Genomic DNA, 26,669 nt, shown 5'->3' with positions numbered 1-26,669 from the left:
AGCATGGCGCGCGATGACCCAGCATATTCATCTGGTAGCGGCCGCCCGGCCCAATTTCATGAAGATCGCGCCGCTCTGGCACGCGCTCTCGGCGGCACCCGAGTTCGCCCCGGTGCTGATCCACACCGGCCAGCATTATGACGCCAACATGTCGGACGCGATCTTTGCCGATCTCGGCCTGCCGCAGCCCGATTATCATCTTGGCGTCGGATCGGGCAGCCACGCCGAGCAGACGGGCGGCGTGATGATCGCCTATGAAAAGATCGCCGCAACCGACCGGCCGGACTGGCTGATCGTCGTTGGCGACGTCAATTCGACCGCTGCCTGCGCGATGGTGGCGGCGAAGCTTTGCTTTACGGTTATCCATCTCGAAGCCGGATTGCGCAGTCGCGACCGGAGGATGCCGGAGGAAATCAATCGACTCGTCACCGACGCGATCGCTGACGTCCTGTGGACGCCTTCGCCCGACGGCGACGAAAACCTGATCGCCGAGGGCGTGGATCCCGCCCGAATTACCCGCGTGGGCAACATCATGCTCGACAGTTTCGAGCTGGTGCGCCCGGCAATCGAGGCCGCGGGAACCGCCGGCAGCCTCGGCCTGACGCCGGGGGGCTATGGCGTCGTCACCCTCCATCGTCCGTCCAACGTGGACGAAGATCACCAGCTCGAAGCGCTCGTTGATGCGCTCGCCGCGGTCCAGCAACGCCTGCCTCTCGTGTTCCCCGTGCATCCTCGCACCGCTGTGCGCCTCGATGCGACCGGGCTGGGGGGGCGTCTCGACAGAGCCGGCGTCAAGCGCGTGGCGCCGCAGGGCTATGTCGCCTTTATGAACCTCGTCACCCAGTCCGCTGCGGTCATCACCGACAGCGGCGGGGTGCAGGAGGAAACGACCTATCTCGGCATTCCCTGCCTGACGCTTCGCGAAAACACCGAGCGTCCGGTGACGATCACGCACGGTTCCAACCGGCTGGTGACCGCCGCGACCCTCTCGCGCGAAGTCGCTGAGGCGCTGACCATGCCGCGCGAAGGCTGGCGCCGGCCGGGCCTGTGGGACGGGCGGACGGCCGCGCGCTGCCTCGACGATCTCCGGCGCCGCAGCGGCCTCCTCGCGGAAGCGCGCAGCGCTGCCTGATCAGCCCGGCATGCGGTAGCCGGGCGGGGGCGGGGCGGTTTCGCCCGCCGCCTGCCAGCTATCGTCGATCATCTTGATGAGCGCCGAGAAGTCCTTGCCGCCGCCGCCGAGCTGCTCGAAGCGGGTGTAGAGTTCCTCCGCCTCGGCGCCCATCGGCGTGTAGCTATCGACGCTCTTGGCCGCTTCCATCGCCAGCCGCAGGTCCTTCAGCATGAGCGCTGCCGCGAAGCCGCCATCATAGCCGCGGTCGGCAGGCGTCTGCGGGCCGACGCCGGGGACGGGGCAGTAACTTGTCATCGACCAGCACTGGCCCGAGGCCTGGCTGGAAATGTCGAAGAAGGTCTGCGGATCGAGCCCCAGCTTCTGCGCGAGCACGAAGGCTTCGCAGGTCGCGGCCATCGACGCGCCGAGCAGCATGTTGTTGCAGATCTTCGCCGCCTGTCCCGCGCCCGCGCCGCCGGCGTGGATCACCGCCTTGCCCATCTTTTCGAGATGGGGCTTGGCGCGGGCGAAGCCGTCCTCGCTGCCGCCGACCATGAAGGTGAGCGTGCCCCCCTCCGCCGCGGCGATGCCGCCCGATACGGGTGCATCGACCATCGTCAGGCCATTCGCCTGCGCCGCTTCCTCCACCTCGCGTGCTGTCGCGACATCGATGGTGGAGCAGTCGATCAGGATCGCGGTGGTCGGCGCATTGCCGAAGACTGCGCTCTCGTAGACCTCGCGGACATGCTTGCCCGCGGGCAGCATGGTGACGACCGCCTCGGCGTCCTTGACCGCCTCGGCCGCAGAGCCGGCCACGTCGCAGCCCGCGTCCTTCGCCCGCGCAAGCGCATCGGCGGAAAGATCAAACGCACGGACGCTGTCGCCCTTGCTGGCGAGGTTCGCGGCCATCCCGCCACCCATATTGCCGAGGCCGATGAATGCTACGCGTGCCACTGTCGCTCTCCCAAACTGCTCGCCCTGAGCTTGTCGAAGGGCTGTACTTGTTTTTCGCCTGCGCGCAGGACAGGGCTTCGACAGGCTCAGCCCAACCGGTGACCGGAAACTAGCGTCCCGTCCACTCCGCCTTCCGCTTGGCGACGAAGGCGGACATGCCTTCCTTCTGGTCCTTGCTGCCGAACAGGCCGTGAAACAGGCGGCGCTCGAAGTTGATGCCCTGCGCCAGGGTCATCTCGTAGGCGGCATTGACCTGCTCCTTGGTGGCGATCGCGGCGAGCGGCGCCATGCTGGCGATCGTCTCGGCGAGCTTCAACGCCTCTGCAACGAGATCGGCGGCGGGGACGACGCGCGCGACGAGACCCGACCGCTCGGCTTCCGCGGCGTCCATCATCCGGCCGGTGAGACACATCTCCATCGCCTTCGCCTTGCCGATCGCGTGGGTGAGCCGCTGCGATCCGCCCATCCCCGGGGTGACGCCAAGCTTGATCTCCGGCTGGCCGAACTTAGCGGTGTCGGCGGCGATCAATATGTCCGCCATCATCGCAACCTCGCAGCCGCCGCCGAGCGCATAGCCCGCAACCGCCGCGATCCACGGCTTGCGCGTCGCGGTCACCTTCTCCCAGCCCTGGAAAAAGTTGGACGCATACATTTGCGCGAAGCCCTGATCAGCCATTTCCTTGATGTCGGCGCCGGCGGCGAACGCCTTTTCCGATCCGGTGAGCACCAGGCAGCGCTGGCCGTCGTCCGCGTCATAGGCGGCGAACACGTCGATCAGCTCCTTGAGCACCGTCGAATTAAGCGCGTTGAGCGCGTCGGGCCGGTTGAGCGTGACGAGCGTCACCGCGCCTTTCGCCTCGACCAGGATGGTTTGATAGTCGGCCATCATTCGTCTCCGTCGATCGGATGGGGAGTCCAGGCCTCGCGGGGGGGCAGGGGCTCGAAGAAGCTGTCGACCATCGCCGGCGTCACCGCCTCCGGGGTCGCGGGATTCCAGCGCGGCGCATTGTCCTTGTCGATAAGCAAAGCGCGCACGCCCTCGTAGAAATCGCCGTGGCGAAACATGCGGGTGACGATGCCGAATTCCATGCGCATCTCGTCGAGGAAATGCGGCTGGCGCGGACTTTCGACCAGCATCCGGAGGCTGACCTTGCACGCGGTGGGGGATTTTTTCGCAAGGATGTCGAGTTGCTGCTTTGCCCAGTCGCCGCCATCTGCTCGGAGCGCGGCGAGGATCTCTTCATACTCGTCCGACGCGAACAGCCGGTCGATCAGCGGCAGGACTTCGGCGATCTGCGAAGGCGGCGGCGCCACTGCTTCGCCCGCAAGCAGGCTCTCCGCCTTTTCCGGCTCGCGGCAGAGCTGCGCCTTGAGCGCGTCGAGACGCTTCGACGGGATGTAGAAATTGGCGAGCCCGAGCGCGACGCAGTCGGCGCCGTCGATCCGCGCGCCGGTGAGCGCAAGATATTGCGCGACCCGCCCGCGCAGCCGCGATAGATAGCGTCCGCCGCCGACATCCGGGAAAAGCCCGATCGTCGTCTCCGGCATCGCGAAGATGGTGCGCTCGGTGGCGACGCGATAGCGGCAGGGGCAGGCGATGCCGACGCCGCCGCCCATCGTGATCCCGTCCATGAACACTACGCCGGGCTTGGCGTAGGTGTACATGAGATGGTTGAGCCGATATTCCTGGAAAAAGAAGGCCTGGCCCGCAGCGCCGTGGCCCTGCGCGCTCTTCGCGATTGTCACCACGTCGCCGCCGGCGCAGAAGCCGCGGCCTTCGGCATGGTCGATGATGACGAGCCGGACGCTGGGATCGTCCTGCCATTCGAGCAGCGCCTGTGTCATTTGACGGACCATCGGCAGGTTGAGCGCGTGGAGCGCCTTCGGCCGGTTGAGCCGCAGCCGCCCCGCGCGGCCGTCGATATAGGTCAGGGTGTCGGTACTGGCGTCGTCGATCATTCTTGTCTCTTGGTCCCCGCTCATTTTCAAATCCGTCCGGGCTAAGCCCGTCGAAGCCCTGCCGTTTCGGTGCCGAAGACAGGGCAGCCCTTCGACAAGCTCAGGGCAAGCGGCCGAAGCTAGCAACGCTAACCGTGCACCACCCGCACATAGCTTCCCGGCGCCGCTTCGATCGCATTCTGGGGCTTCCGCGCCTTGACCTTGCCCGAGCTGTGCGCATCGAGCCACGCCGTCCATGCCGGCCACCACGAACCTTCGTGCCGCTCCGCGCCCTCCAGCCATTCCGCCCCGCTGTCGGGCCGCGCTTCGCTGGTCCAATAGCCATGTTTATTGGCCGCTGGCGGATTGATGACGCCGGCATTGTGGCCCGACCCGCCGAGGATGAACTGCACCGGCCCGCCGAAAAGCTTGGTCCCGTCATAGACCGCTTCCCAGGCCGACACGTGGTCGTCCTTGAGCGCGATGACCATGACCGGCGTCTCGATCACACCGAGATCGATGACGACGCCGCCGACCTCGAAGCCGACGCCGGCCTTCAGCGCGTTGCTGGCGAGAAGGCCGCGGTTGTAGCTTTTGAGGAATTCCGCCGGGATGCGCGCGCCGTCCTCGAACCAGTGGAGCAGATCCGAAGCCGGCGCGGGCTTGTCGAGCAGATAATGATTCACCACCGATGACCAGATGAGATCGTTCGAGCGCACCGCGGCGAAGAGTTGCTGCAACTCGGTCGAGTCGATGAAGCCGCGCTTGGCGAGATGATCCTCGAGCGCGTCGAGATGCGCTTCGTGGACGAAGGCCGACCAGTCGCGCATGTCCGCGAAATCGACCATCGATCCGATTAAGGTCGCGCTGTTCACCTCTTCCGCCCGGCCCTTCGCGGCGAGCCATGCCAGCGTGATTGCGACCAACGTTCCGCCGAGGCAGAAACTGAACAGATCCACTTTGTCCGCCTTCGCGGCCTCGCGCGCCGCGCCGATCGCCTCCACGATCCCGTCCAACACATATTGTTCGACGCCCATGTCGCGGTGGCGCTCGTCGGGATTGACCCACGAGATAACGAAGACCGTCCGCCCCTGATCGACCAGCCATTTGACGAGGCTCGACTTCGGCTGAAGGTCGATCATGTAATATTTGTTCACCAGCGGCGGGACGTAGAGCAGGGGCTCTGCCGCGACGTCCTTGGTCGCCGGATCATATTGGATGAGCTGGAACAGGTCGTTTTTGAAGACGACCGATCCCGGCGTCGCCGCCAATGTCTCGCCGACCACGAAATCGCTGTCCGTCCGCCGCCGGACGATGCCCTTGCCCGCCGCGACATCCTCCAGCAGATTGCCGAAACCCGCGGCGAGATTAGCGCCGCCCGTCTCGATCGTCCGCTGGACGACCTCGGGATTGGTCATCGCAAAATTGGTCGGAGCGATCGCATTCAGATATTGATCGGCGAGGAAGTTCATCATCGCCGCATTCGGCCCGTCGCCGCCCGCCGCGCGCACCGTCTCGCGAAGCTGCTTCGATGCGAGCAGATAGGCGTCGCGCAGCGTCCGGAAGTAAGGCTGCTCCTGCCATTCGGGATGCGAGAACCGCCGGTCGCGCGGCTTTTCGGTGGGCGTCGCACCGGGTGTCAGCGCGTTGGTCCAGAAGCTCGTCCACTCGCGTGCGGCGTCCATCTGCACCTGCAAAAGCTGCTCGGGACGGAAACCAGCGGCGAACTCCGCCATCGTCTTGAACAGCGCCAGGGGATCATACGGCTTCGTCGCCGCCGCTGCGGCCGGCGCCGTCGCGGCAGCCTGTGCCGCGGCACTCACCTTGTCGAGCGCCGCACTCCACTGCGCGGCGATCCGCTCGCCGCTCTCCATCGCATCGCTGCTCACTGGCGGGTCAACTCCCGGCCAACGATCATCCGCATGACCTGATTTGTACCTTCCAGGATCGAATGGACGCGAAGATCGCGCCAGAAACGCTCGATCGGGTAATCCTGCAGATAGCCATAGCCGCCGTGAAGCTGGAGCGCGCGGTCGACGATCGATGAGCCGCTGTCGGTGGCGAGCCGCTTGGCCATCGCCGCAAACCGCGTCTTGTCGGGCGCATTCTCGGTCACCTTCACCGCCGCCGCATAGAGCAGCATCCGCGCCGCTTGCAGGTCTGTATCCATGTCGGCGAGCGTGAACTGGGTGTTCTGGAAATCGGCGATCGGCTGGCCGAACTGCTTGCGCTCCTTGGTGTAGGCAATGGCTTCGTCCAGGCAGCGTTGCGCGCCGCCGAGGCTGCACGCGCCGATGTTAAGGCGGCCGCCGTCGAGCCCCATCATGGCGATGCGGAAGCCCTCGCCCTCGCCGCCGACGAGGTTCTCCGCCGGCACGCGGACGCTGTCGAAATTGACCTGCGCGGTCGGCTGCGAATGCCAGCCGAGCTTCTTCTCGTTGGCGCCGAAGCTGACGCCGGGCATGTCCTTCTCGATCACCAGGCACGAAATGCCCTTGGGCCCCTCGACGCCGGTGCGGACCATGCAGACGTAGACCTCGTTCTCGCCGCCGCCGGAGATGAACGCCTTGGAGCCGGTGACGACATAATGGTTGCCGTCTTTTACTGCCTTGGTCTTGAGCGCCGCGGCGTCCGATCCCGAGCCGGGCTCGGTGAGGCAGTAGGAGCCGATCCGCTCCATCGTCACCATCGACGGCAGATATTTATCCTTCACTGCCTGCGCGCCGAAGCGGTCGATCATCCACGACGCCATGTTGTGGATCGAGATGAAGGCGCTGGTCGAAGGGCAGCCATAGGCCATCGCCTCCATGATCAGCGCGGCTTCCAGCCGGCCCAGCCCGATACCGCCCGATTCCTCGGAAACATAGATGCTGCCGAAGCCGAGCTCGGCGGCGGAGCGGATCGTGTCGCGCGGGAAGATGTGCTTCTCGTCCCACTCCGCCGCATGCGGCGTGATGGCGTCGGCGGTGAATTGCTGCGCCATCTCCTGGATCTGGCGCTGCTCTTCGGTGAGATCGAACTGGCTCATTGCGTTTCGCACCTCGTGTAGCGGAGCGGGCCGGGCATCGCGTCGTCGCCCTGGTCGCGGCGGATGAGCGTCTTGCCGCCATCCTGTCCGTCGAGCGTCAGGCGGCGTTCCCACGTCTGCCCTTCGCCCTCGAAATCGAAGTCGGCGACGATGCGCGAGCGGTCGCGTTCGACGACGCGGCCGAGCTTCGCGCGGGATTCGTAGAAGCGGATGGTGTCTGCTGCGATCCGCAGCAGGCCCTTGGCGTCGCCACGCGTGGACGTGCAATCCGCCGCCACGAGGCCCCAGCGGCCGCGCAGGGCGGCGGGGATCGTCGCCGTGCCCGAGAGTTCGTCCGGCGTCGCGGTCGCGGTGGGCTCCGGCATCGGCGATGCGGATGGGGCGGGGGAGGGCGTTGGGGTCGCTTCGCCGCTCGCCTCGGTGGGCTGCGCCACAGGCGTGTCGGTCACGGGTTCGGCATCATTCGCCACGATGTCGTTCGTCACCGGCGCGGTCTGCTCAGCCGGCGGCGATCCGCAGGCTGCGAGCGCCAGCACCAGCGCGAAGGGAAGGGCGTTACGCATCACTCGGCTCCTCTCGTCCTAACCGACGGGCTCAGCCCATCGTCGGGATGACGAACGCATTCTCGCCCGTGGCGCTCCCGTCGGGCCAGCGCTGGGTGATCTTCTTGGACTTGGTCCAGAAGCGCACGCCCTCCGGCCCGTGCTGGTCGATGTCGCCGAAGCCCGAACGCTTCCACCCGCCGAAGGTGTGATAGGCGACCGGCACCGGGATCGGCACGTTGATGCCAACCATGCCGACGTTGACGCGCGCCGCGAACTCGCGCGCGGCGTGGCCGTTGCGGGTGAAGATGGCGACGCCGTTGCCATATTGGTGCTCGCTGGGCAGCCGCACCGCATCCTCGAAACTCTCGGCACGGACCATCTGGAGCACCGGCCCGAAAATCTCTTCCTGGTAGGAACGGAAGCTCGGCTTCACGTGATCGAAGAAGGTCGGACCGACGAAGAAGCCTTTCTCGTGCCCCTGCAACGTGAAGCCGCGGCCGTCGATCACCAGCTCGCCGCCCTCGTCGGCGCACATCTGGATGTAGCTTTCGACCTTTTCCTTGTGCGCCTGGGTGACGACCGGGCCGTAGTGTGCCTCGGCATCGGTCGAGACGCCGACGCGCAGCCCCTCGATCGCGGGCACCAGCTTTTCGCGCAGGGCATTGGCGGTCTTGTCGCCGACCGGAACGACCACCGGCAGCGCCATGCAGCGCTCGCCCGCCGATCCGAAGGCGGCGCCGGCGAGGTCGTTGACCACCATGTCGAGATCGGCGTCCGGCATGACGATGCCGTGGTTCTTGGCGCCGCCGAAGGCCTGCACCCGCTTCCCGTTCGCGGTGCCGCGCGAGTAGATGTAGTGGGCGATGTCGGAGGAGCCGACGAAGCTGATCGCCTTGATGTCGTCATGGTCGAGGATCGCGTCGACCATCTCCTTGTCGCCGTGGACGACCTGGAGCACGCCGTCGGGAAGTCCCGCTTCCTTCATCAGCTCGGCGAGGCGTACCGGCACCGAAGGGTCGCGCTCGGAAGGCTTCAGGATGAAGGCGTTGCCGCAGGCGATGGCGACACCGAACATCCACATCGGGATCATCGCCGGGAAGTTGAACGGCGTGATGCCGGCGACGATGCCGAGCGGCTGGCGCATCGAATATACGTCGATGCCCGGGCCCGCGCCCTGCGTATATTCGCCCTTCAGCACATGCGGGATGCCGCAGGCGAACTCAATCACTTCCAGCCCGCGCTGCACGTCGCCCTTGGAATCGGCGATTACCTTGCCATGCTCGGAGGAGAGGAGCGCGGCGAGGCTTTCCATATTGGCCTCGACCAGCTCCTTGAATTTGAACATCACCCGCGCGCGGCGCTGCGGGTTGGTCGCCGCCCATTCCGGCTGCGCGGCGCGGGCGCGCTCCATCGCCTTCTCGAGATCGGCGGCGGTGCCCAGTCGGACGCGCGCCTGCACCTGGCCGCTGTTCGGATCGAACACGTCGCCGTGACGATCGCCCGACGCATGTGGGCCGCCGTCGATGAAATGGTCGATGTCGCGCATGTCTGGGTCCGAGTCCTTCGGGTGATGGGGGATTGCGGGCAGGCACTAGCCAAGCGGGGCGGCAAATGCCAGTTGCCGCGTGAAGAGGAGACAGGTGCATGAAGCTCGGATCGCTCAAGAAGGGCCGCGATGGCCGGCTGGTCGTGGTGAGCCGCGACCTCGCCTGGTGCGCGGACGCCGGCCATATCGCGCCGACGCTGCAGGCGGCGCTCGACGATTGGGCGAATGTCGCGCCCGCGCTGGAGCTGCTCGCCATCGATCTCGCGCACGAGACGATCCCGATGATGCGCTTCCACGAGCGGATGGCAGCCGCGCCGCTTCCGCGCGCTTATCAGTGGGCGGACGGATCAGCCTATGTGAACCATGTCGCGCTGGTGCGGCAGGCACGCGGCGCCGAAATGCCGGAAAGCTTCTGGAGCGACCCGCTGATGTATCAGGGCGCATCGGACGAGATGCTTGGCCCGCGCGATCCCATCCCGCTCGCAGACGAAGCCTGGGGCTGCGATCTCGAGGCGGAGGTTGTGGTCGTTACCGGCGACGTGCCGCGCGGCGCATCGCGGGAGGCGGCGCTCGGCGCGGTCCGGCTCATTGGCCTCGTCAACGACGTGTCGCTCCGCAATCTCATCCCGGCCGAACTCACCAAGGGGTTCGGTTTTCTCCAGTCGAAGCCGGCGAGCGCGCTCTCGCCGGTGTTCGTCACGCCTGACGAGCTCGGCGATCGCTGGAAGGACGGCAAGCTGCACGGCGAGCTCAAGGTCGATCTCAACGGCGAGCCCTTCGGACGCGCCGATGCGGGCGAGGACATGACCTTCGATTTCGGTACCCTGGTCGCGCACCTCGCCAAGACGCGCAATCTCGGTGCGGGGACGATCGTTGGCTCAGGCACCGTCTCCAACCGCGACGCCGATGGCGGCCCCGGCAAGCCGATCGCGCGCGGGGGTAAGGGCTATTCGTGCCTTGCCGAAGTGCGCACGGTGGAGACGATCCTCGATGGCAAGCCCGCGACGCCGTTCCTGAAAGCCGGCGACAGCGTCCGCATCTGGATGGACGACGAGAGCGGTCATCCGATCTTCGGCACTATCGAGCAGGAGGTGGTTTCAGCCTGAATCGTCTTGCACCGGGCGCGCCCGCGCCCGACATGGGCGCATGGCCAAGAAACCCGCCGGTCTCCCGACGCGGCAGCAGATCCTCGATTTCATCAGCGCATCCGACCAGCCGGCCGGAAAGCGCGAGATCGCGCGTGCCTTCGGGCTGAAGGGCAATGAGAAGATCGCGCTCAAGCACTTGCTCCGCGACATGGGCGACGAGGGGCTGATCGACAGCGCCCCCGGGCGCGCCTTCCACAAGATGGGCGGCGTACCGAAGGTGACGGTGCTGCGCGTGACCGACGTGGACGAATCGGGGCAGGTCTGGGCGGTGCCCGAACGGTGGGAGGCCGAAGCGCCCGAACCGCGGCTGCGGCTGCTGGAGCGCGGCCGCAGAGGTGCGCTCGGCGTCGGCGATCGCGTGCTGGCGCGGACCGAAGAGCGCGGCAATGGCATCGTCGCGCATCCGATGAAGAAGCTGCTCAAGGGCAGCGAGCTGGTGCTCGGCGTGCTCCACGCCGAAGGGAAGGGGCTGTGGCTCCGCCCGGTCGAGAAGAAGGAGCGGCGCGAGCTTCCTGTGTCCGACGCCGGCAAGGCCGAGCCCGGTGATCTGGTGCTGGCCGAGAAGACTGGGCGCCCGCCGCGGATCACCGCGCGGGTCACCGACATCCTCGGCGATCCGTTCGCGCCGCGCAGCTTCAGCCTCATTGCCATCCACAAGCATGGTATCCCGCACGAATTTCCCGATGCGGTGGTCGAGGAGGCCGAGCGGGTCGCGAAGCGCGATCTTGGGGCGCGGGAGGATCTGACGCATCTTCCGATTGTGGCGATCGACCCGGCCGACGCGCGCGATCATGACGATGCGGTCTGGGCGGCGCCGGACGACGATCTCGCCAACGCGGGTGGCTGGAAAGCGATCGTCGCGATCGCCGACGTCAGTTTCTACGTCCGCCCCGGCTCCGCGCTCGACAAGGAAGCGCGCAAGCGCGGCAACAGCGTCTATTTCCCCGATCGCGTCGTTCCGATGCTGCCGGAGGAACTGTCCGCGGACATCTGCTCGCTGAAGGCCGGCAAGGACCGCGCCGCGCTCGCCTGCCATCTGACGATTGCGAAGGACGGCCAGCTCAAGGCTTGGCGCTTCACCCGCGCTCGCATCCGAGTCGCGGCGAACATTGCCTATGAGGATGCGCAGGCGGCGATGGATCAAATCCTCCCCGGTACGGGGAGGGGGGCCAGCGAAGCTGGTGGAGGGGGATCCGAGACCTGCCGTGCGGGCGGAGAGCCCCCTCCACCCCTCGCTGGCGCGAGCGGTCCCCCTCCCCGTGCCGGGGAGGATCTGGCAGAAGTCGCTTCCTCTCCCTGCGCGCTGTCCGATGACGATCTTGCGCCCGTGCATCCCGATCTGGTGGAACAGGCGCTGAAGCCGCTTTGGGCGTGCTGGCGCGCGCTGTTGAAGGCTCGGGAAAAGCGCGAGCCGCTGGAGCTCGACCTCCCCGAGCGCCGGGTCGAGCTGGACGAGAAGGGGCGGATCGCCTCGGTCGCGCCGCGCGAGCGGCTCGATGCGCACAAGCTGATCGAGGATTATATGATCGCCGCCAATGTCGCCGCCGCCAAGGCGCTGGAGGCGAAGAATGCGCCCGTCATGTACCGCGTCCATGAGGCCCCGAGCCGCGAGAAGCTGGTTGCGCTCAAGGACTATCTCGAGACGTTCGAGATCGCCTTCGCGCTCGGCCAAGTGATTCGGCCCGCGACCTTCAACCGGTTGCTCGAGCGGGTAGGGGAGTCTGACTCACGCCCGGAGATCATGGAGCAGGTGCTGCGCACCCAGACGCAGGCCTATTATGCGCCCGAGAACCACGGCCATTTCGGCCTTGCGCTCGGCTCCTACGGCCATTTCACGTCGCCGATCCGGCGCTATGCCGATCTGGTCGTCCATCGCTCGCTTGTCCGCGCTTATGGCCTGGGCGAAGGCGGTCTCAGCGACGACGAAGCGTCATCTATGTCGGTTACCGGCGAACTCATCTCGTCGCTGGAACGCCGCGCGATGGAGGCCGAGCGCGAGACGATCGATCGCTACGTCGCCGCCTATCTTGCCGACCGCGTGGGCCAGATCGTTCGCTGCCGCATCTCGGGCGTCCAGCCGTTCGGCTTCTTCGCAACCGTGGAAGGCCTTGGGGGCGACGGGCTGGTGCCGGCCGCTACCTTGGGCGGCGAATATTTCCGGTATGACGAGGCGAGCCAGGGCCTGATCGGCGACGATACCGGCACGACATTCAAGCCCGGCCAGCGCCTAGACCTACGGTTGGCGGAGGCCAATCCGGTGAGCGGCGCGCTGCGTTTCGAGCTTCCGGACAGCGAGGCGGCTACATCGCCGCGGAGCGGCCCGATCCGCGATGGCAAACGGACACAAGGGCGGCGCGGCAGGCCTTCCAACATCCGCCATCGCGGACGCCGCTGAAAAAATTCCGTGAGCTGGAACCGGGGCAGGGGAGGGACGTTCTCACCGCACCCCAACGATAGACCAGCCCCTCCCCCACCCCAGCTGGCTATCACCCAAAAGGCGCTCCGGCTCAGGCCGGGGCGCCTTTTTCCTTTGAGCTAAGCTGCTTGCGGCGAATTAGGCCGTCAGCGTCGCCGGCCGTCGACGCTCCATGCGCCGGGCCCGGCGAACACCAGATAGAGGAAGACGAAGCAGTAGAGGATCGCTGCGTCGCCGCCGTTGTTGACCGGGAAAGCATTCTGCGGCGCGTGCGCGGTCCAGTAGGCGACCGCCATCGTGCCCGAAGCGAGGAACGCCGCGGGCCTGGTGAACAATCCCAGCGCAATCAGCGCGCCGCACGCGAATTCGACGAGCCCGGCATAGGCGCCCATGTTATTGATCGGGATGTTGGCAAGTTTGCCCGGCGGGAAACCAAGGAGCTTCTGCGTGCCATGCTCGAGAAAAATCAGACCGGAGACGATGCGCAGGATACTCAGCATCTTCGGCGACCAGGCGTTCAGTTGGCGGGTGTTCATCGTCCGACCCTCCTGTGACGACGCGATGCTAGCCGGAACGCGAAACGCGTCAACGCTCAGCCGAGCATCGTCCAGACGCCCCATGCGGTCAGCGGCAGGCCGAGGATCAGGCTGAGGAGCTTATGCGCTTTCGCCGGCTGTGGGATGCCGACCTGCCGGACGAGCACCTGCTGCTCGTCGCTCAGCTCCGATCCGCCCGGCAGGATCGCATCAAGCACCATCGAAAGACCGATGAGGATTAGCCCAAGCCCCAGCCACCAAGATCGGCCGTCGTCGATGAACCGCGATCCGATCGCGGCCGCGGCACCGCCGCCGAACAGCGCATAGCTCACGACCTTGGTCGGCGTGGCGGCGCCGAACAGCGCCCTCACAGCTTGGGCAGCGTCACGCCGCGCTGGCCCATATATTTGCCCGCGCGGTCGGCATAGGTCGTCTCGCAAGGCTCGTTGCCCTGCAGAAACAGGAACTGACACGCGCCCTCGTTGGCATAGACCTTGGCGGGGAGGGGCGTCGTGTTGCTGAACTCCAGCGTGACATGGCCTTCCCAGCCCGGCTCCAGCGGTGTGACGTTCACGATTATCCCGCACCGTGCATAGGTCGACTTGCCGAGACAGATGACCAGCACGTCGTGCGGTACGCGGAAATATTCCACCGTTCGCGCCAGGCAGAAGCTGTTCGGCGGGATGATGCAGACGTCGGTCTTGCGATCGACGAAGCTGTTGTGCGCGAAGTCCTTCGGATCGACGATCGCATTGTCGACGTTGGTGAAGATCTTGAACTCGTCCGCCACGCGCGCGTCATAGCCGTAGGAGGAGAGGCCGTAGCTGATTGTCCCCTCGCGCCGCTGCGAATCAACGAACGGTTCGATCATCGCATCCCGCGTCGCCCGATCGCGGATCCACTTGTCGGACATGATGCTCATTGCGCGGATCGATTCCCTTGTTTTGCCGGTCGGGCTTTCGCCGGAATGGCGGGCGAGGGCAAGGTCACGCCTTGATGTGCAGCACGCAGAGCAGCGTGAACAGGCGCCGCGCGGTGTCGAAGTCCATCTCTACCCGGTCGGTGAGCGCGTCCCTGAGCAGCTCGGCGCCATCGTTGTGCAGCCCGCGCCGGGCCATGTCGACGGTCTCGATCCCTTCGGGCCGGTCGCCGCGGATTGCCTTGAAGTAGGAATCGCAGATCGCGAAATAGTCGCGGATCGGTCGGCGGAAGCGCGCGAGGCCGAGACGGATGGTGTCCAGTGGCGCTCCGTCCTCGTCTTTGAGTTCGATTGCTAGGCGCCCTTCCTCGATCCTCAGGAACAACCGGTACGGCCCTGGATGCCCATTGGCGGCAAAGCTGTTGTCTTCGAGAAGATCGAAGACCGCGACACGCTTCTCGCGCTCGATATCGTCGCTGCGGCGCAGGATGCTGCGCTCGTCGAGCTCGATGTCGATGATCCGGGCCATGCGTCTTTGTTAGCGGGTGCAGCATGAGCGGGAAAGCCGACTTATCCCCGCATTCCCCACGCGCGGCCGTTCCCGCCAGCGGCCGAAGCGCGTAAGGGCAGCGCATGGCCACTCCCTTCTCCGTCGTCGAATCCGCCGAAACGCCTGCGCCCGTGCTGCCCCATAATGTCGAGGCGGAAGCCGCGCTGCTCGGCGCGCTGATGATCGACAACAGGCTGGCCGAAGACATTCAGCTCAAGCTCCGCCCCGATCATTTCTTCGAGCCGCTGCACGGCCGCGTCTACGAATCGATCCTGAAACTGGTCGACAAGAATATGATCGCCTCGCCGGTGACGCTGAGGCCTATGTTCGAGGCGGACGAGGAGATGAAGCAGCTTGGCGGCCCCGCCTGGCTCGCGCAGCTCACCGGATCGGGCGCGGCGATCATCGGCGCGCGCGACTTCGCCGATCAAATCTACGAGCTGGCGTTGCTGCGCGCCTTGGTCGGCGTCGGGCGAGAGATGGTCGAATGTGCGCTGGATACCAGCCAGGACATCGACCCCAAGAGCCAGATCGAGGATGCCGAGGCGGCGCTTTACCGTGTCGCAGAGGAAGGCGGCGGCGAGGGCTCGGTCAAGAGCTTCGCGGTCGCGACGCGCATGGCCGTCCAGCTCGCCGAGAAGGCGCTCAGCACCGGCGGTGGCCTGTCGGGCGTCACCACCGGGCTGGAGACGGTCAACACCCGCACCGGCGGCCTCCACCCTTCCGACTTATTGATCCTCGCCGGCCGTCCCGGCATGGGCAAGACCTCGCTCGCCACCAATATTGCCTTCAACGCGGCGACGCGGCTGGTCCGCGATCTGGAGGATGGCATCGCGCAGGAGAAGTCGGCCGGTGCCGCGGTTGCATTCTTCAGCCTGGAAATGTCGGCGGACCAGCTCGCCACCCGCATCCTCTCCGAGCAATCGGGGATCAGCTCCGAGAACCTGCGCATGGGCCGGATCAGCCAGCAGGACTTCCGCGGCCTCGCGCGCGCTGCGGCGGAACTCGAGGGTCTGCCCCTCTACATCGACGACACGCCCGGCCTCACCATCGCGGCGCTGCGCACCCGCGCGCGCCGGATGAAGCGCCAGAAGGGGATTGGGCTGATCGTCGTCGATTATCTCCAGCTTCTACAGGGGACCGGCAAGGGCGGCGATTCCAACCGCGTGCAAGAGATTTCCGAGATCAGCCGCGGCCTCAAGACGCTGGCCAAGGAGCTGTCGGTTCCGGTGCTCGCGCTGTCGCAGCTCAGCCGCGCGGTCGAGCAGCGCGAGGACAAACGCCCGCAGCTCTCCGATCTGCGCGAATCCGGGTCGATCGAGCAGGACGCGGACATCGTGCTCTTCGTCTACCGCGAGGAATATTACGTCGCCTCGCGCGAGCCCAAGCGGCCAATCGACGGCGATGACGCCAAGACCTTCGAAGCGCACGAAGCCTGGGCCCGAGACATGGAGCGCGCCTACGGCCTTTCCGAGCTGATCATCGCCAAGCAGCGCCACGGCGCCACCGGCAAGGTGAAGCTCAAGTTCGACAGCCGGATCACCAAATTCTCCGACTATATCGACGAGAGCTACCTCCCCGAAGCGCGCGGCTAACGGGCGCTTACGCCCCCGCATTCTCCGCATAGGGATCGCGCAGGCCCACGCCGATCGCCGCGCGGGCCTGTTCGGCCTCGCTGCTCGTCACCGGATAGGCGCAATAATCGGCGGCGTAGAAGGCGCTTGGGCGGTGGTTTCCGCTGATGCCGACGCCGCCGAACGGTGCGCTAGAAGGCGCGCCGTTGGTCGGCTTGTTCCAGTTGACGACACCCGCGCGGACGTTCGCCCAGAAGCGGTCGTAGAGCTGCGGGCTGCCGCCGATCAGCGAGGCGGCGAGGCCGAAGCGAGTGTTGTTCGCCTCGGCGAGCGCGGCGTCGAAATCGGCGACGCGGACGATCTGCAGCACCGGGCCGAACAGCTCGGCGTCGGGGCGATCGGAGACGCCGGTGACGTCGAGAATAGAGGGAGTGAGGAACGGCTTGCCATCGTCCGGCCGCTCGAGATGCTTCAGCGGCTTGCCGCCCTTGAGCACGAGATCGAGGTAGGCGGCCTGGAGCTGATCCGCGGCGCCATTGTCCACCACCGGCCCCATGAACGGCGCCGGATTGGCGTGCGGATGATCGACGATGATCCGGTCGGTCAGCTTCAGGATCGTCTCCACAAGCTGCTCGTGCTTGCCGTCCTCGACGATCAGCCGCCGCGCCGCCGTGCAGCGCTGGCCGGCCGACAGGAAGGCCGACTGGACCGCGATCACCGCGGCAGCGTGGATATCGGGCGCCTGCCAGACGACGAGCGGGTTGTTGCCGCCCAGCTCCAGCGCAAGGATCTTGTGCGGCGTCTCGGCAAATTGCCGGTGCAGCGCCATCCCGGCGCGGGCTGATCCGGTGAACAAAAGCCCGTCGAGCCCCGGATGCCCCGCTAGCGACTTGCCCTGCTCCGGTCCGCCGATCAGGCAGCGCACCACGCCTTCGGGTACGCCCGCCTCGTGGAAATAGCGCACCAGCCGTTCGCCGACCGCGGGCGTCTTCTCGGAGGGCTTGAACACCACTGCATTGCCGGCGAGCAGCGCGGGGACGATGTGGCCGTTGGGAAGATGCGCGGGGAAATTATACGGGCCCAGCACGCCGAGCACGCCATGCGGCTTGTGGCGGACGGCGACGCGCGCGCCCATCGCGCCCTCCATGCGGCGCTGCGACGTGCGTTCGGAATAAGCCGAGACTGAAATGTCGACCTTGCCGACGACGGCATCGACCTCGGTGCCCGCCTCCCACAGAGGCTTGCCCGTCTCGCGCGCGATGAGATCGGCGAAATCGTCCTTGGCGGCGCGCACCACATTGGCGAAGCGGCGTAGCGTCTCGACGCGCACGGCGAGCGGCTTGGAGGCCCAGCTTCCCCAGGCGGCGCGCGCTGTGCGCACCTCGGCATCGGCATCGCCGATCGCACCGCGCCACAGCTCGGCGCCGGTCGCCGGTTCGGTCGAGATCAGGCTTTCGGCCATGGTTACTCCGCTACAGGTCTGGAGATGACGTAGGAAATGGGCGGGACAAAGGCCACCCCCGGCGTCGCCGCGTCACGCGCGGCCGGCCAGGGCGTCGCCCATCCGCCGGATCCCCGCGATCTTGGCCTCGAACGCCGACCAGTCGTCCGCCTCGTCGATCCGAGACCAGATCGTCTCCACCTCCTCGATATGCATCGAGCAGGGCGCCGCGTCGGACCAATAAGCATGATCGAGCGAACCGGTGGACGTGTAGTCGCCGATCGCGGCGCGTAAATCCGCGAAGGCCTCGTCGTCATACGTCGGCTCGCTCCGCCGCAACGCGCCGCCGCGCCAGTCGAAGAAGAAACGGTCGATCTCGACGGTGCGGCGGGCCAGCGCGGTCTGGATGGCGAGAAGCAGTGCCTCGTCGGCTTCCTCGTTCCGCGGCGCGATGCCGAGCCGCGCGAACACTGTGTCCCGCAACGCCGTCTGAAATGCTGCGGGAAATCCGTCGAGCAGCGGCTGGAGCGTTTCCGGATCGGCGATCGCCGTCAGCGCGCGGGCCAGTTGGGCGACGTCCCAGTGGATTGCCTCGGGCTGGCGGCCGAAGCTGTAGAGGCCGTTGTGATCGAAATAGGCGGCGGTGAAATGGCCGTCCCAGAAGGGCGTGAAGCGCCACGGCCCATAGTCGAAGCTTTCCGCGGTGATCGCGATATTGTCGCTGTTGAGCACGCCGTGGACGAAGCCCGCCGCGATATAGGAAGCGGCAAGCCGCGCCGCCGCATTGACGACGTGGCCCAGCAATCGCGCCGCAGGCTCTCCGTCATTGCGAGCGGAGCGAAGCAATCCAGCTCCGGCCTCCGACGCCTGGATTGCTTCGTCGCTTTTCTCCTCGCGATGACGGTCGAGATAATATTGCTTCAGGCACCAGTCCGTCAGCCGCCGCATCTCCTCCGGCTGGTCGAGCATCGCAAGCCGCTGGAAGGTGCCGATGCGGATGTGGCTGTGCTGCAGCCGGACGAGCACCGCCGAGCGGGTGGGCGAGGGCTCGTCACCCCGCTCTAGCGCTTCGCCCGTATCGATGAGCGAGAAGCTCTTGCTGGTCTCGACGCCGAGCGCCTCGAGCATCTCGGTCGCCAGCACTTCGCGCACGCCGCCCTTCAGCGTCAGCCGCCCGTCGCCGAAACGGCTATAGGGCGTCTGGCCCGATCCCTTGGTGCCGAGATCGAGCAGCCGATCCCGCGCGTCGCGGAGCTGTGCGAACAGAAAGCCGCGTCCGTCGCCGATATCCGGGTTGTACACACGGAACTGATGGCCGTGGTAGCGAAGCGCCAGCGGCTCCGGCAGATTGTCTGGCAGCGCCGCAAACCGCCCAAAATGCTGGAGCCACTCGTCGTCCGTCAGCTCGCCGAGTCCCACCGTCCCCGCATGGCGCTGATTGCGGAAGCGGAGGATCGTCTGCGGAAAATCCGCTGCTTCGACGCGATCGTAAAAGGCGTCGCCCAGTTCGAGGATGGCGGGATCGGGGCGATATGGTTGCGGGGTGGCGCGCATCGGGCGATAGGGGCTTTCGCGTGAAGAGGGGCGTTAGATGGCGGACTGGTCCGACGGTTACTGGAACTCGAGCGACGGGCTGAAGCTCCACTATCGCGATTATCCCGGCCCCGCTACGCGCCCACCGATCCTTTGCGTCCCCGGCCTCACCCGTAACGCGCGCGACTTCGCGGCGGTGGCCGAGCGGCTCTCGCCCGAGTGGCGGGTGCTGTGCATCGAGCTTCGCGGCCGTGGCGAGAGCCAGCATGCCAAGGACGCGATGAGCTACATGCCGATCACCTATGTCGCTGACATCGAGGCGCTGATCGCGGAGTTGGGCCTCGACCGCTTCGTCATGTTCGGTACTTCGCTCGGCGGGCTCATCACCATGCTGCTGTCGATGAACGACGGGGGCAGGATCGCGGGGGCGATGATCAACGACATCGGGCCCGTGATGGAGGAGGGCGGGCTGGAGCGGATCCGCGGCTACGTCGGCCGCTCGCAGAACTGGCCGACCTGGATGCACGCCGCCCGCTATTTCTCCGAAGCGCAGCGCGACGTCTTTCCGGGCTGGACACGCGACCAATGGTTGGCCTTCGCCAAGCGCGTGTGCCGGCTCAATTCCAAAGGCCGCATCGTATTCGATTACGACATGCGCATCGCCGAACCGTTCAAGGCGCCCGCGCAGGGCCCCGCGGGGTTCGATCTGTGGCAGGCATTCGCAGGGCTGGACGGCATTCCGTCGCTGGTCGTGCGCGGGGAGCGGTCGGACCTGCTGACCGCGGCGACGGTCGCAGAGATGATCCGCCGCAACCCGGCGATGGAGGCGGTGACGGTGCCCGGCGTCGGCCACGCGCCGACGTTGGAAGAGCCCGAGGCTGTCGCGGCGATCGACCGGTTGCTGGCGAAGGTCGCCGCCGCAGGCTGATCAGGCGACGAGCGTCGTCAGCATGTAGAAACCCGCGCCGATCAGCGCCGCCGAAGGCAGCGTCACCACCCAGGCGATGACGATATTGCCGGCGACGCCCCACCGCACCGCCGATGCGCGCCGCGCCGCGCCGACGCCGACGATGCAGCCGGTGATCGTGTGTGTGGTCGAGACCGGAATGCCGAGCCAGGTTGCCGAAAAGAGCATGATCGCGCCGCCGCTTTCGGCGCAGAAGCCCTGGTGCGGGGTCAGCCGGGTGATTTTCGATCCCATCGTGTGGACGATCCGCCAGCCGCCGAACAAGGTGCCGAGGCCCATCGCCGCCTGCGCCGAGATCACCACCCAGAAGGGCACGTAGAAGGTGTCGCCGAGCAGCCCCTGCGAGAAGAGCAGCACCGCGATGATTCCCATTGTCTTCTGCGCATCGTTGCCGCCGTGGCCGAGCGAGTATAGCGCCGCCGAGACGAGCTGCAGCTTGCGGAAGATGCGGTCGGCGAACGGCGCATTCACCCGCCGAAAAACCCACGAGCTCGCCAGGACGAGCAGTAATGCGAGCAGCAGCCCAAGCGTCGGGGAGAGGAAGATCGCGACCGTGGTCTTGGTGACGCCGTTCCAGATCACCGCCGACAGGCCTGCCTTGGCGACGCCGGCGCCGAGCAGCCCGCCGATAAGCGCGTGGCTGCTCGACGATGGGATGCCCGCCGCCCAGGTGATGATGTTCCAGCTTATCGCCCCCATCAGCGCACCGAAGATCACCGACGGGTCGATCACGCTCGCATCGACGATCCCCTTGCCCACGGTCTCGGCGACATGAAGGCCGAAGAACAGGAAAGCGATGAAGTTGAAGAAGGCGGCCCAGGCGACCGCGATGTGCGGCCGTAGCACGCGGGTGGAGACCACGGTCGCGATCGAATTGGCGGCGTCGTGCAGACCGTTCAGAAAATCGAACAGCAGCGCGACGCCGATCAGCGCGACGAGCAGGGGAAAGGCGAGTGTCGGGTCCATCGCGCGGCGGCTCAGGCGTGATCGATCACGATGCCCTGGATCTCGTTCGCGACGTCCTCGAACCCGTCGAGCACGCGCTCCAGATGGCTATAGATCTCGCGCTGGATGAAATAGGCCATCGGCCGCGTCTCGCCATATTGCTGGAAGGCGGTCTTCAGACCCTTGGCGTGGAGATCGTCGCCGACGCCTTCGAGATGGACAATGTTGCCGGTGATGCGATCGAGCCGCCCGCCGTTCTTGCCGACCGAACGGAGCAGCGGGATCGCTTCGGTCACGAGCCGCGCGGCTTGGCCGGCGAGCGCCGCCATCTCGCACATCGGCGGCTCGAAGCTCGTCACCTCGTATAGTGTGATCGCCTTGGCGGTCTGCTGCATCTCGTCGATCGTGTCGTCCATCGCGTTGATGAGCTTCGTGATCGCGCTGCGGTCGAACGGAGTGATGAAGCTGCGGCGCACCGCGTGGAGCACGTCGCGCGTGACGTCGTCAGCCTGATCCTCATAAGCGAAGATGAGCTTGCTACCCTCCTCGATACTCGTCTGACCGCCCAGCATCGCCGTCATCGCATCCGCGCCGCCCACGATCGTCGTGGCGTGCGCCGCGAACATCTCGAAGAAGCCGTCCTCGCGCGGCATCACCCGCCGAAACCACTTGAGCAGCGGGAAGCGGGCAGGCGGAGGCGGCGGCGCGGAAAGCATCGCCACCGGGACGCGGCCCGCTGCCAGCGGCGCCGGGTTGAAGGTGCGGATGATGTCCTTCAGCCCGGGTTCCTCCACGGCCGCGATCGCTTCCTCGCGGGTGAACCAGCGCGTCTCTCGCTCCTGCCGCTCGGGAAATCGGCCGCTTTGGATGGTGATACGCAAGCCGAAGACGTGGACGTTCGCGGTATCGCTCGTCCCGTTCTTCCGTTTCTTCTCATATCTGTAGGCGCCGATCTCCTCGGGCGAGACGAGTCCGGTGATGCCAGCTTCCTCGAATGCCTCCTCGGCCGCCGATTGGGCGGGCGAGAGACCGGGGATCGGATTGCCGCGAGGAATGATCCAGCGGCGCGTCGTCCGCGATGTCGTCAGCAGGAAGCGCGGTTCGGCGCCTTCGGCCACTTCATAGGCCAGCGCGCCATATTGGCGGATCACGATGCGGCTCTCCGGAAAGAAGCGTCCGTAACAAAAACGTCACGCGAAGGCCGCGCCTCTGCATCTTTCGATGTGAGTCGGCAAGGGCGGATCATTGGGGGCGGATTGCTGGGCAACGCCCGTTCGGACTCGCTTCGTCGCGCAAAAAGCACGAGATTCTGCTCTCGTCTCGCGACCGCAACGGCTCGGCTCCGGCCTATCGCAGCCGGTGCGGCAGCGGGGTTAACCATAGTCAGGCGGCGATTCGGGCGGAGTAGGTCCGTCGCCAAGGGGCAAGAACGATGACGATGGTTCAGGAACAGGCGGGGCTTCAGCGGCGCGATCCATTTTCGGCGCCGGGCAGTCAGATACGCGCGGTCAACGGCGCCGATCTCGCGCGCGGCATGACCTTGCTGCGCGCCAGCAACATGAACGTGATGCGGCTCCAGCTCGCGATGGAGAAGCGGGACCGCCGCGAGACGATGGCGGCGATGGACGACCTCGTCGGCCTCGATCGCGAGCTCAGTCATTTCGTCGCATCGATCCCCGCGACCCCGCCCGCCGACTCCGGACGAATGAGCCGCTGGGTCGACGAGCAAAAGAAGGCGGTCGTCGCCGATCGCCTCGTTCTGGCGCGGGGCAAGAGCGGCCCCGCGCTGCGCACCGGAGCGGACTTGGAACCGCCGCTCGAGCTTGGCCGCGATCAGGTGATCGCCGCCGAGCCGGTGCGCCCGCTGGAACAGGCCGAACCCGAGCTCTCGTCCTGGGTTCCTCGCTTCCTCTTCGCGCTCCTCCTTCTCACCCTCGCCGCGGGCGCGATCGCTTTCGCGCTCGGGCTTTTGGACCCGCTGCTGCCATGACCCCCGAAACCAAGACACTCGATGTGGCCAACAAGGATGCGCTCGAACGCGCCGAGACCTTCGAGGCCTATGACGCCATCCCCTCGCTCGATGCCCATGGCGAGGTGGCTCGGCTGATCCTCGCGGAAGTCGCGATGCTCACTAAGAAGTATCGCTGCGTCCGCCGCCACGACGTGCCGCATATAGCCGAGCTCAGCGGTCTCCTCGACGTCTTCTGGCAGGAAGTGAAGATGGCCGAGGCGCATCGCGAGAATCTGCTGCACTGACGGAATGGCAGGCCACGGATGACGGCGCCGCCCCGTCGGGGCATAAGGCGGCCATGCCCGTGCGCATCCTCCACGCCCATTCCACCTTCTCGCTCGGCGGGAAGGAGGCGCGCGCGACCCGCCTGATGAATGCCTTTGGCGATGCCGCGGAGCATAGCATCCTCTCCGCCATGCCCGATCGTCTCGAGGCGCGCGACGCGGTGGCGCAGGGTGTCGTCGCTCAATATCCTGACGATGCGCCTCCGCTCACCGGGATGCCGGGCCTGCCGCGGCTGTTCCGCCTTTCGCGGTATCTCAAACGCTTCGATCTGGTGCTCAGCTACAATTGGGGCGCGTTCGATGCGGTGATGGCGCGCTATCTCTTCGGCGGCCCGCCGCTCATCCATCACGAGGACGGTTTCAACGAAGACGAGGCCGCGCGGCTCAAGCCGCGCCGCAACCTCTACCGGCGGCTGGGGCTATCGGGTACGCACCGCCTCGTCGTGCCCTCCGCGCGCCTCGAAACGGTCGCGCGCACGGCCTGGGCGCAGCCTGCCGAGCGTATCGTGCTCATCGCAAACGGCATTGCGGTGGGCCGTTATGCGCAGCCGCCCGAGCCGGGCGCGATCCCCGGCTTCGAGCGTCGCCCGGGCGAGCTGGTCGTCGGCACCGTCGCGGGCCTCCGCGCAGTCAAGAATCTTCCGCGCCTCGTACGCTGCTTCGCCGCCGCGGATCTCGCCGATGCGCGGCTCGTCATCGTCGGCGAGGGGCCGGAGGCGGAGCGGATCGCGCGCGAGGCGGGCGCGCTCGGCATCGGCAACCGCGTGCTGCTTCCCGGCTTCCTTGCCGATCCGCACCGCTGGATCGGTCATTTCGATATCTTCGCGCTCTCGTCGGACAGCGAGCAGGCGCCGATCTCGCTGATCGAGGCGATGGCGGCCGGCCTTCCGGTGGTCGCGACGGCCGTCGGCGACGTGCCCGCGATGGTCGCGGACGACAATCGCCCGCTGATCGTCGCGCCCGAAGACGAGGCCGGTTTCGCGGCTGCGCTCCGCACGCTCGCCGAGCGGCGCGATCTGCGCCGGACGATCGGGGCCGCTAATCGCGCGCGCGCTGTCGCGGAGCATGACGAGGATGCGATGATCCGCGATTATGCCGCGCTTTACGAGGGAGCGATCAGCCGCCCCGGCGCGTTGTATCGGCCGCGCGGCTGATCTTTTTGCGCTAACGCCTCGTCGTGCCTATAGACGGGCTTTCGTCAATTCGGAGGCATGATGTTCAAGGGTCTGAGGCCCATCCGCTACGCTGGCCGCGAAGTCTGGCCGCTCGTAGAGGGCGGCAAGGGCGTATCGGCGACCAATCACATGAGTTCGGGCGCGTGGGCCGCGGCCGGCGGCATCGGCACCGTCTCCGCCGTCAACGCCGACAGCTACGATCCGGAAGGCCGCATCGTGCCGCAGGTCTACAATGCGCTCACCCGGCGCGACCGGCACGAGGAGCTGATCCGCTACGCCGTCGACGGCGCAGTCGAGCAGGTGCGCCGCGCCTATGACATGGCCGGCGGCAAGGGCGCGATCAACATCAACGTGCTATGGGAAATGGGCGGTGCGCAGCGCGTGCTCCACGGCGTTCTCGAACGGACAAAGGGTCTCGTTGCGGGTGTCACCTGCGGCGCGGGCATGCCCTACAAGCTCTCCGAGATCGCCGCCTCCTACGGCGTCAACTATCTGCCGATCATCAGTTCCGCACGCGCGTTCAGCGCGCTCTGGAAACGCGCCTATTCGAAGGCCGCGGACTGGCTCGCGGCGGTGGTCTACGAGGATCCCTGGCTCGCGGGCGGCCACAATGGTCTGTCCAATGCCGAAGACCCACTCCAGCCGCAGGATCCCTATCCGCGCGTCAAGGCGCTGCGCGATGCGATGCGCGCCGGCGGCATTTCCGACGAAGTCCCGATCGTCATGGCGGGCGGCGTCTGGAACCTCAAGGAATGGAACGACTGGATCGACAATCCGGAGCTCGGCCAGATCGCCTTCCAGTTCGGCACCCGGCCGCTGCTCACCCAGGAAAGCCCGATCCCCGATGATTGGAAGGCGCGGCTGATGACGCTGGAGGAGGGCGACGTGCTGCTCCACCGCTTCTCGCCGACCGGCTTTTATTCCTCCGCGGTCCGCAATCCGTTCCTGCGCAATCTCGAGGCACGCTCGCACCGCCAGATTGCATTCACCAAGGAATCGCTCGGCGACCATGCGTTCGAGCTCGACGTCGGCATCGGCACCAAGAAGAACCATTGGGTAACGCGCGGCGATCTCCTCCACGCACGCGAATGGTACGCGCAGGGCTTCACCGAGGCGGTGAAGACGCCCGACGAAACGCTCGTCTTCGTGACGCCCGAGGAAAAGACGATCATCCGCAAGGACCAGGCGGATTGCATGGGCTGCCTCAGCCAGTGCGCCTTTTCGTCCTGGGCGGACAACGAGAAGAACTCGACCGGCCGTCTCGCCGATCCGCGCAGCTTCTGCATCCAGAAGACGCTGCAGGACATCGCGCACGGCGGGCCGGTCGAGGAGAATCTCATGTTCGCGGGCCACGCCGCGTTCCGCTTCCGCAAGGATCCCTTCTACTCGAACGGATTCGTGCCGACGGTGAAGCAGCTCGTCGACCGCATCCTGACCGGCGACTGAGTCCAGCGCCGGGACATATCGTCCACACCGGTTGAACAGACGCGGGTTGCGGGCCTATGGCTGGCGCGTGGACCGCGAGGGGAGGCACGTCATGTTGAGGCCCGCGATGCTTGCTGCCGCAATCACCGCGGTGGCGCTGGCCGCGATGCCGGCGGCAGCGCAGGAAAAGCGTAAGACGCCCTATTGGGCTTCGATCTCCGCGGGCAAGGCGCTGATGCGCACCGGCCCGGGACGCAACTTTCCCGCCACTTGGCTCTACCAGCGCGCCGATCTCCCCATCGAGGTGATCGAAGTCTACCCCAATTGGCGCAAGATCCGCGATCCGGGCGGCACCGAGGGCTGGATGCTCGTCAACCTGTTGAGCGACACGCGCACCGCCATCGTGCAGGGATCGGGCGAACTCACGATGCACAAGAAGCCGGAGGCCGGCGCGCCTGTCGCCTATCGCGTGCAGCCTGGCGTCGTCGGCCGGATCAGCCGCTGCAAGGCGGGCTGGTGCCGGCTCGACGTGAAAGGCAAGGCGGGCTTCATCGAGGCACGCAATCTTTACGGTCTGAAGCCGGGCGAGGAACTCGATTGAGGGTCTGACGCTTCTGTCT

The 26,669-nt window shown here is 66.5% G+C and carries 25 protein-coding genes; 10 read left to right on the top strand and 15 right to left on the bottom strand.

Going from position 1 to position 26,669, the window contains the following annotated elements:
* Positions 1–13: 13 nt before the first annotated feature.
* Entirely contained in the window at positions 14–1,132 is a 1,119-nt protein-coding gene (wecB, locus tag B9N75_RS13470) for a non-hydrolyzing UDP-N-acetylglucosamine 2-epimerase (protein WP_085219254.1), read from the top strand.
* Here the strand turns inward: wecB and mmsB are convergent, their stop codons facing one another.
* From mmsB to B9N75_RS13435, 7 genes are all read right to left on the bottom strand, one after another.
* The gene (gene mmsB, locus B9N75_RS13465) at positions 1,133–2,068 is read right to left on the bottom strand and encodes a 3-hydroxyisobutyrate dehydrogenase (protein ID WP_085219253.1); all 936 of its coding nucleotides are present in this window, start codon (positions 2,066–2,068) and stop codon (positions 1,133–1,135) included.
* Between the two features lie 109 nt (positions 2,069–2,177).
* Entirely contained in the window at positions 2,178–2,954 is a 777-nt protein-coding gene (locus B9N75_RS13460) for an enoyl-CoA hydratase (RefSeq protein ID WP_085219252.1), read from the bottom strand.
* On the bottom strand, positions 2,954–4,027 hold the full coding sequence (locus tag B9N75_RS13455) for an enoyl-CoA hydratase/isomerase family protein (RefSeq protein ID WP_085219251.1): 1,074 nt from the start codon (positions 4,025–4,027) through the stop codon (positions 2,954–2,956). Before B9N75_RS13455 ends, B9N75_RS13460 begins: the two co-directional genes overlap by 1 nt.
* A 128-nt stretch (positions 4,028–4,155) precedes the next feature.
* Positions 4,156–5,895: a PHA/PHB synthase family protein gene (locus B9N75_RS13450; protein ID WP_085219250.1), complete on the bottom strand. Its 1,740-nt coding sequence runs from the start codon at positions 5,893–5,895 to the stop codon at positions 4,156–4,158.
* Positions 5,892–7,034, bottom strand: a complete 1,143-nt coding sequence (locus tag B9N75_RS13445) for an acyl-CoA dehydrogenase family protein (RefSeq protein WP_085219249.1) — start codon at positions 7,032–7,034, stop codon at positions 5,892–5,894. Before B9N75_RS13445 ends, B9N75_RS13450 begins: the two co-directional genes overlap by 4 nt.
* On the bottom strand, positions 7,031–7,597 hold the full coding sequence (locus B9N75_RS13440) for a hypothetical protein (RefSeq protein ID WP_157123855.1): 567 nt from the start codon (positions 7,595–7,597) through the stop codon (positions 7,031–7,033). The genes B9N75_RS13445 and B9N75_RS13440 overlap by 4 nt, the downstream gene beginning before the upstream one ends.
* Before the next feature lie 31 nt (positions 7,598–7,628).
* A complete protein-coding gene (locus tag B9N75_RS13435) occupies positions 7,629–9,125 on the bottom strand; it encodes a CoA-acylating methylmalonate-semialdehyde dehydrogenase (protein WP_085219248.1) in 1,497 nt (498 codons plus the stop codon).
* A gap of 98 nt (positions 9,126–9,223) precedes the next feature.
* On the opposite strand from B9N75_RS13435, the gene B9N75_RS13430 reads away from it, so the two are divergent.
* On the top strand, positions 9,224–10,231 hold the full coding sequence (locus tag B9N75_RS13430) for a fumarylacetoacetate hydrolase family protein (RefSeq protein ID WP_085219247.1): 1,008 nt from the start codon (positions 9,224–9,226) through the stop codon (positions 10,229–10,231).
* 40 nt (positions 10,232–10,271) lie between these two features.
* Positions 10,272–12,668 (top strand): ribonuclease R family protein, encoded by a 2,397-nt coding sequence (locus B9N75_RS13425; RefSeq protein ID WP_085219246.1) that lies wholly within the window; start codon positions 10,272–10,274, stop codon positions 12,666–12,668.
* Between the two features lie 167 nt (positions 12,669–12,835).
* Here B9N75_RS13425 and B9N75_RS13420 read toward each other — a convergent pair whose 3' ends face one another.
* The 4 genes from B9N75_RS13420 to B9N75_RS13405 all read right to left on the bottom strand — a co-directional run bounded on the left by B9N75_RS13420 (position 12,836) and on the right by B9N75_RS13405 (position 14,673).
* Positions 12,836–13,309, bottom strand: a complete 474-nt coding sequence (locus tag B9N75_RS13420; protein ID WP_425292399.1) for a DoxX family protein — start codon at positions 13,307–13,309, stop codon at positions 12,836–12,838.
* Entirely contained in the window at positions 13,282–13,596 is a 315-nt protein-coding gene (locus tag B9N75_RS13415; protein ID WP_085219244.1) for a hypothetical protein, read from the bottom strand. The genes B9N75_RS13420 and B9N75_RS13415 overlap by 28 nt, the downstream gene beginning before the upstream one ends.
* Positions 13,593–14,147, bottom strand: coding sequence for a dCTP deaminase (gene dcd / locus B9N75_RS13410; protein WP_085219243.1), 555 nt, complete (start codon positions 14,145–14,147; stop codon positions 13,593–13,595). Before dcd ends, B9N75_RS13415 begins: the two co-directional genes overlap by 4 nt.
* Positions 14,148–14,211: 64 nt before the next feature.
* Entirely contained in the window at positions 14,212–14,673 is a 462-nt protein-coding gene (locus tag B9N75_RS13405; protein ID WP_085219242.1) for a UPF0262 family protein, read from the bottom strand.
* A gap of 104 nt (positions 14,674–14,777) precedes the next feature.
* Here B9N75_RS13405 and B9N75_RS13400 point away from each other — a divergent pair, with 104 nt between their 5' ends.
* A complete protein-coding gene (locus B9N75_RS13400) occupies positions 14,778–16,289 on the top strand; it encodes a replicative DNA helicase (RefSeq protein ID WP_085219241.1) in 1,512 nt (503 codons plus the stop codon).
* A gap of 7 nt (positions 16,290–16,296) precedes the next feature.
* On the opposite strand, the gene astD is transcribed toward B9N75_RS13400, so the two are convergent.
* Complete coding sequence (gene astD, locus B9N75_RS13395; protein WP_085219240.1) at positions 16,297–17,730, bottom strand: succinylglutamate-semialdehyde dehydrogenase; 1,434 nt, start codon at positions 17,728–17,730, stop codon at positions 16,297–16,299.
* A 72-nt stretch (positions 17,731–17,802) separates the two neighbouring features.
* On the bottom strand, positions 17,803–19,263 hold the full coding sequence (locus tag B9N75_RS13390) for a protein adenylyltransferase SelO family protein (protein WP_085219239.1): 1,461 nt from the start codon (positions 19,261–19,263) through the stop codon (positions 17,803–17,805).
* A gap of 37 nt (positions 19,264–19,300) precedes the next feature.
* Between B9N75_RS13390 and B9N75_RS13385 the strand changes: the two genes are divergently transcribed.
* The gene (locus tag B9N75_RS13385) at positions 19,301–20,170 is read left to right on the top strand and encodes an alpha/beta fold hydrolase (RefSeq protein ID WP_085219238.1); all 870 of its coding nucleotides are present in this window, start codon (positions 19,301–19,303) and stop codon (positions 20,168–20,170) included.
* Here B9N75_RS13385 and B9N75_RS13380 read toward each other — a convergent pair whose 3' ends face one another.
* Both B9N75_RS13380 and B9N75_RS13375 read right to left on the bottom strand, forming a co-directional pair.
* On the bottom strand, positions 20,171–21,175 hold the full coding sequence (locus B9N75_RS13380; protein WP_085219237.1) for an inorganic phosphate transporter: 1,005 nt from the start codon (positions 21,173–21,175) through the stop codon (positions 20,171–20,173).
* Between the two features lie 11 nt (positions 21,176–21,186).
* Positions 21,187–22,305 (bottom strand): DUF47 family protein, encoded by a 1,119-nt coding sequence (locus B9N75_RS13375; protein WP_244552363.1) that lies wholly within the window; start codon positions 22,303–22,305, stop codon positions 21,187–21,189.
* Between the two features lie 281 nt (positions 22,306–22,586).
* Here B9N75_RS13375 and B9N75_RS13370 point away from each other — a divergent pair, with 281 nt between their 5' ends.
* The 5 genes from B9N75_RS13370 (at position 22,587) to B9N75_RS13350 (ending at position 26,650) form a co-directional block, all read left to right on the top strand.
* Entirely contained in the window at positions 22,587–23,144 is a 558-nt protein-coding gene (locus tag B9N75_RS13370; protein WP_085219236.1) for a hypothetical protein, read from the top strand.
* On the top strand, positions 23,141–23,410 hold the full coding sequence (locus tag B9N75_RS13365) for a hypothetical protein (protein WP_085219235.1): 270 nt from the start codon (positions 23,141–23,143) through the stop codon (positions 23,408–23,410). Before B9N75_RS13370 ends, B9N75_RS13365 begins: the two co-directional genes overlap by 4 nt.
* A 53-nt stretch (positions 23,411–23,463) precedes the next feature.
* Complete coding sequence (locus tag B9N75_RS13360; protein WP_085219234.1) at positions 23,464–24,603, top strand: glycosyltransferase; 1,140 nt, start codon at positions 23,464–23,466, stop codon at positions 24,601–24,603.
* Between the two features lie 60 nt (positions 24,604–24,663).
* Positions 24,664–26,070, top strand: coding sequence for an NAD(P)H-dependent flavin oxidoreductase (locus B9N75_RS13355; RefSeq protein ID WP_085219710.1), 1,407 nt, complete (start codon positions 24,664–24,666; stop codon positions 26,068–26,070).
* Positions 26,071–26,161: 91 nt separating this feature from the next.
* Positions 26,162–26,650, top strand: coding sequence for an SH3 domain-containing protein (locus tag B9N75_RS13350; RefSeq protein WP_085219233.1), 489 nt, complete (start codon positions 26,162–26,164; stop codon positions 26,648–26,650).
* The last annotated feature ends 19 nt before the right edge of the window (positions 26,651–26,669 follow it).

Origin of the sequence: Allosphingosinicella indica, from assembly GCF_900177405.1 — a bacterium.
Lineage (GTDB): Bacteria > Pseudomonadota > Alphaproteobacteria > Sphingomonadales > Sphingomonadaceae > Allosphingosinicella > Allosphingosinicella indica.
The sequence above is the reverse complement of the archived record's forward strand: the minus strand, read 5'-3'. Positions and strand labels throughout refer to the sequence as shown.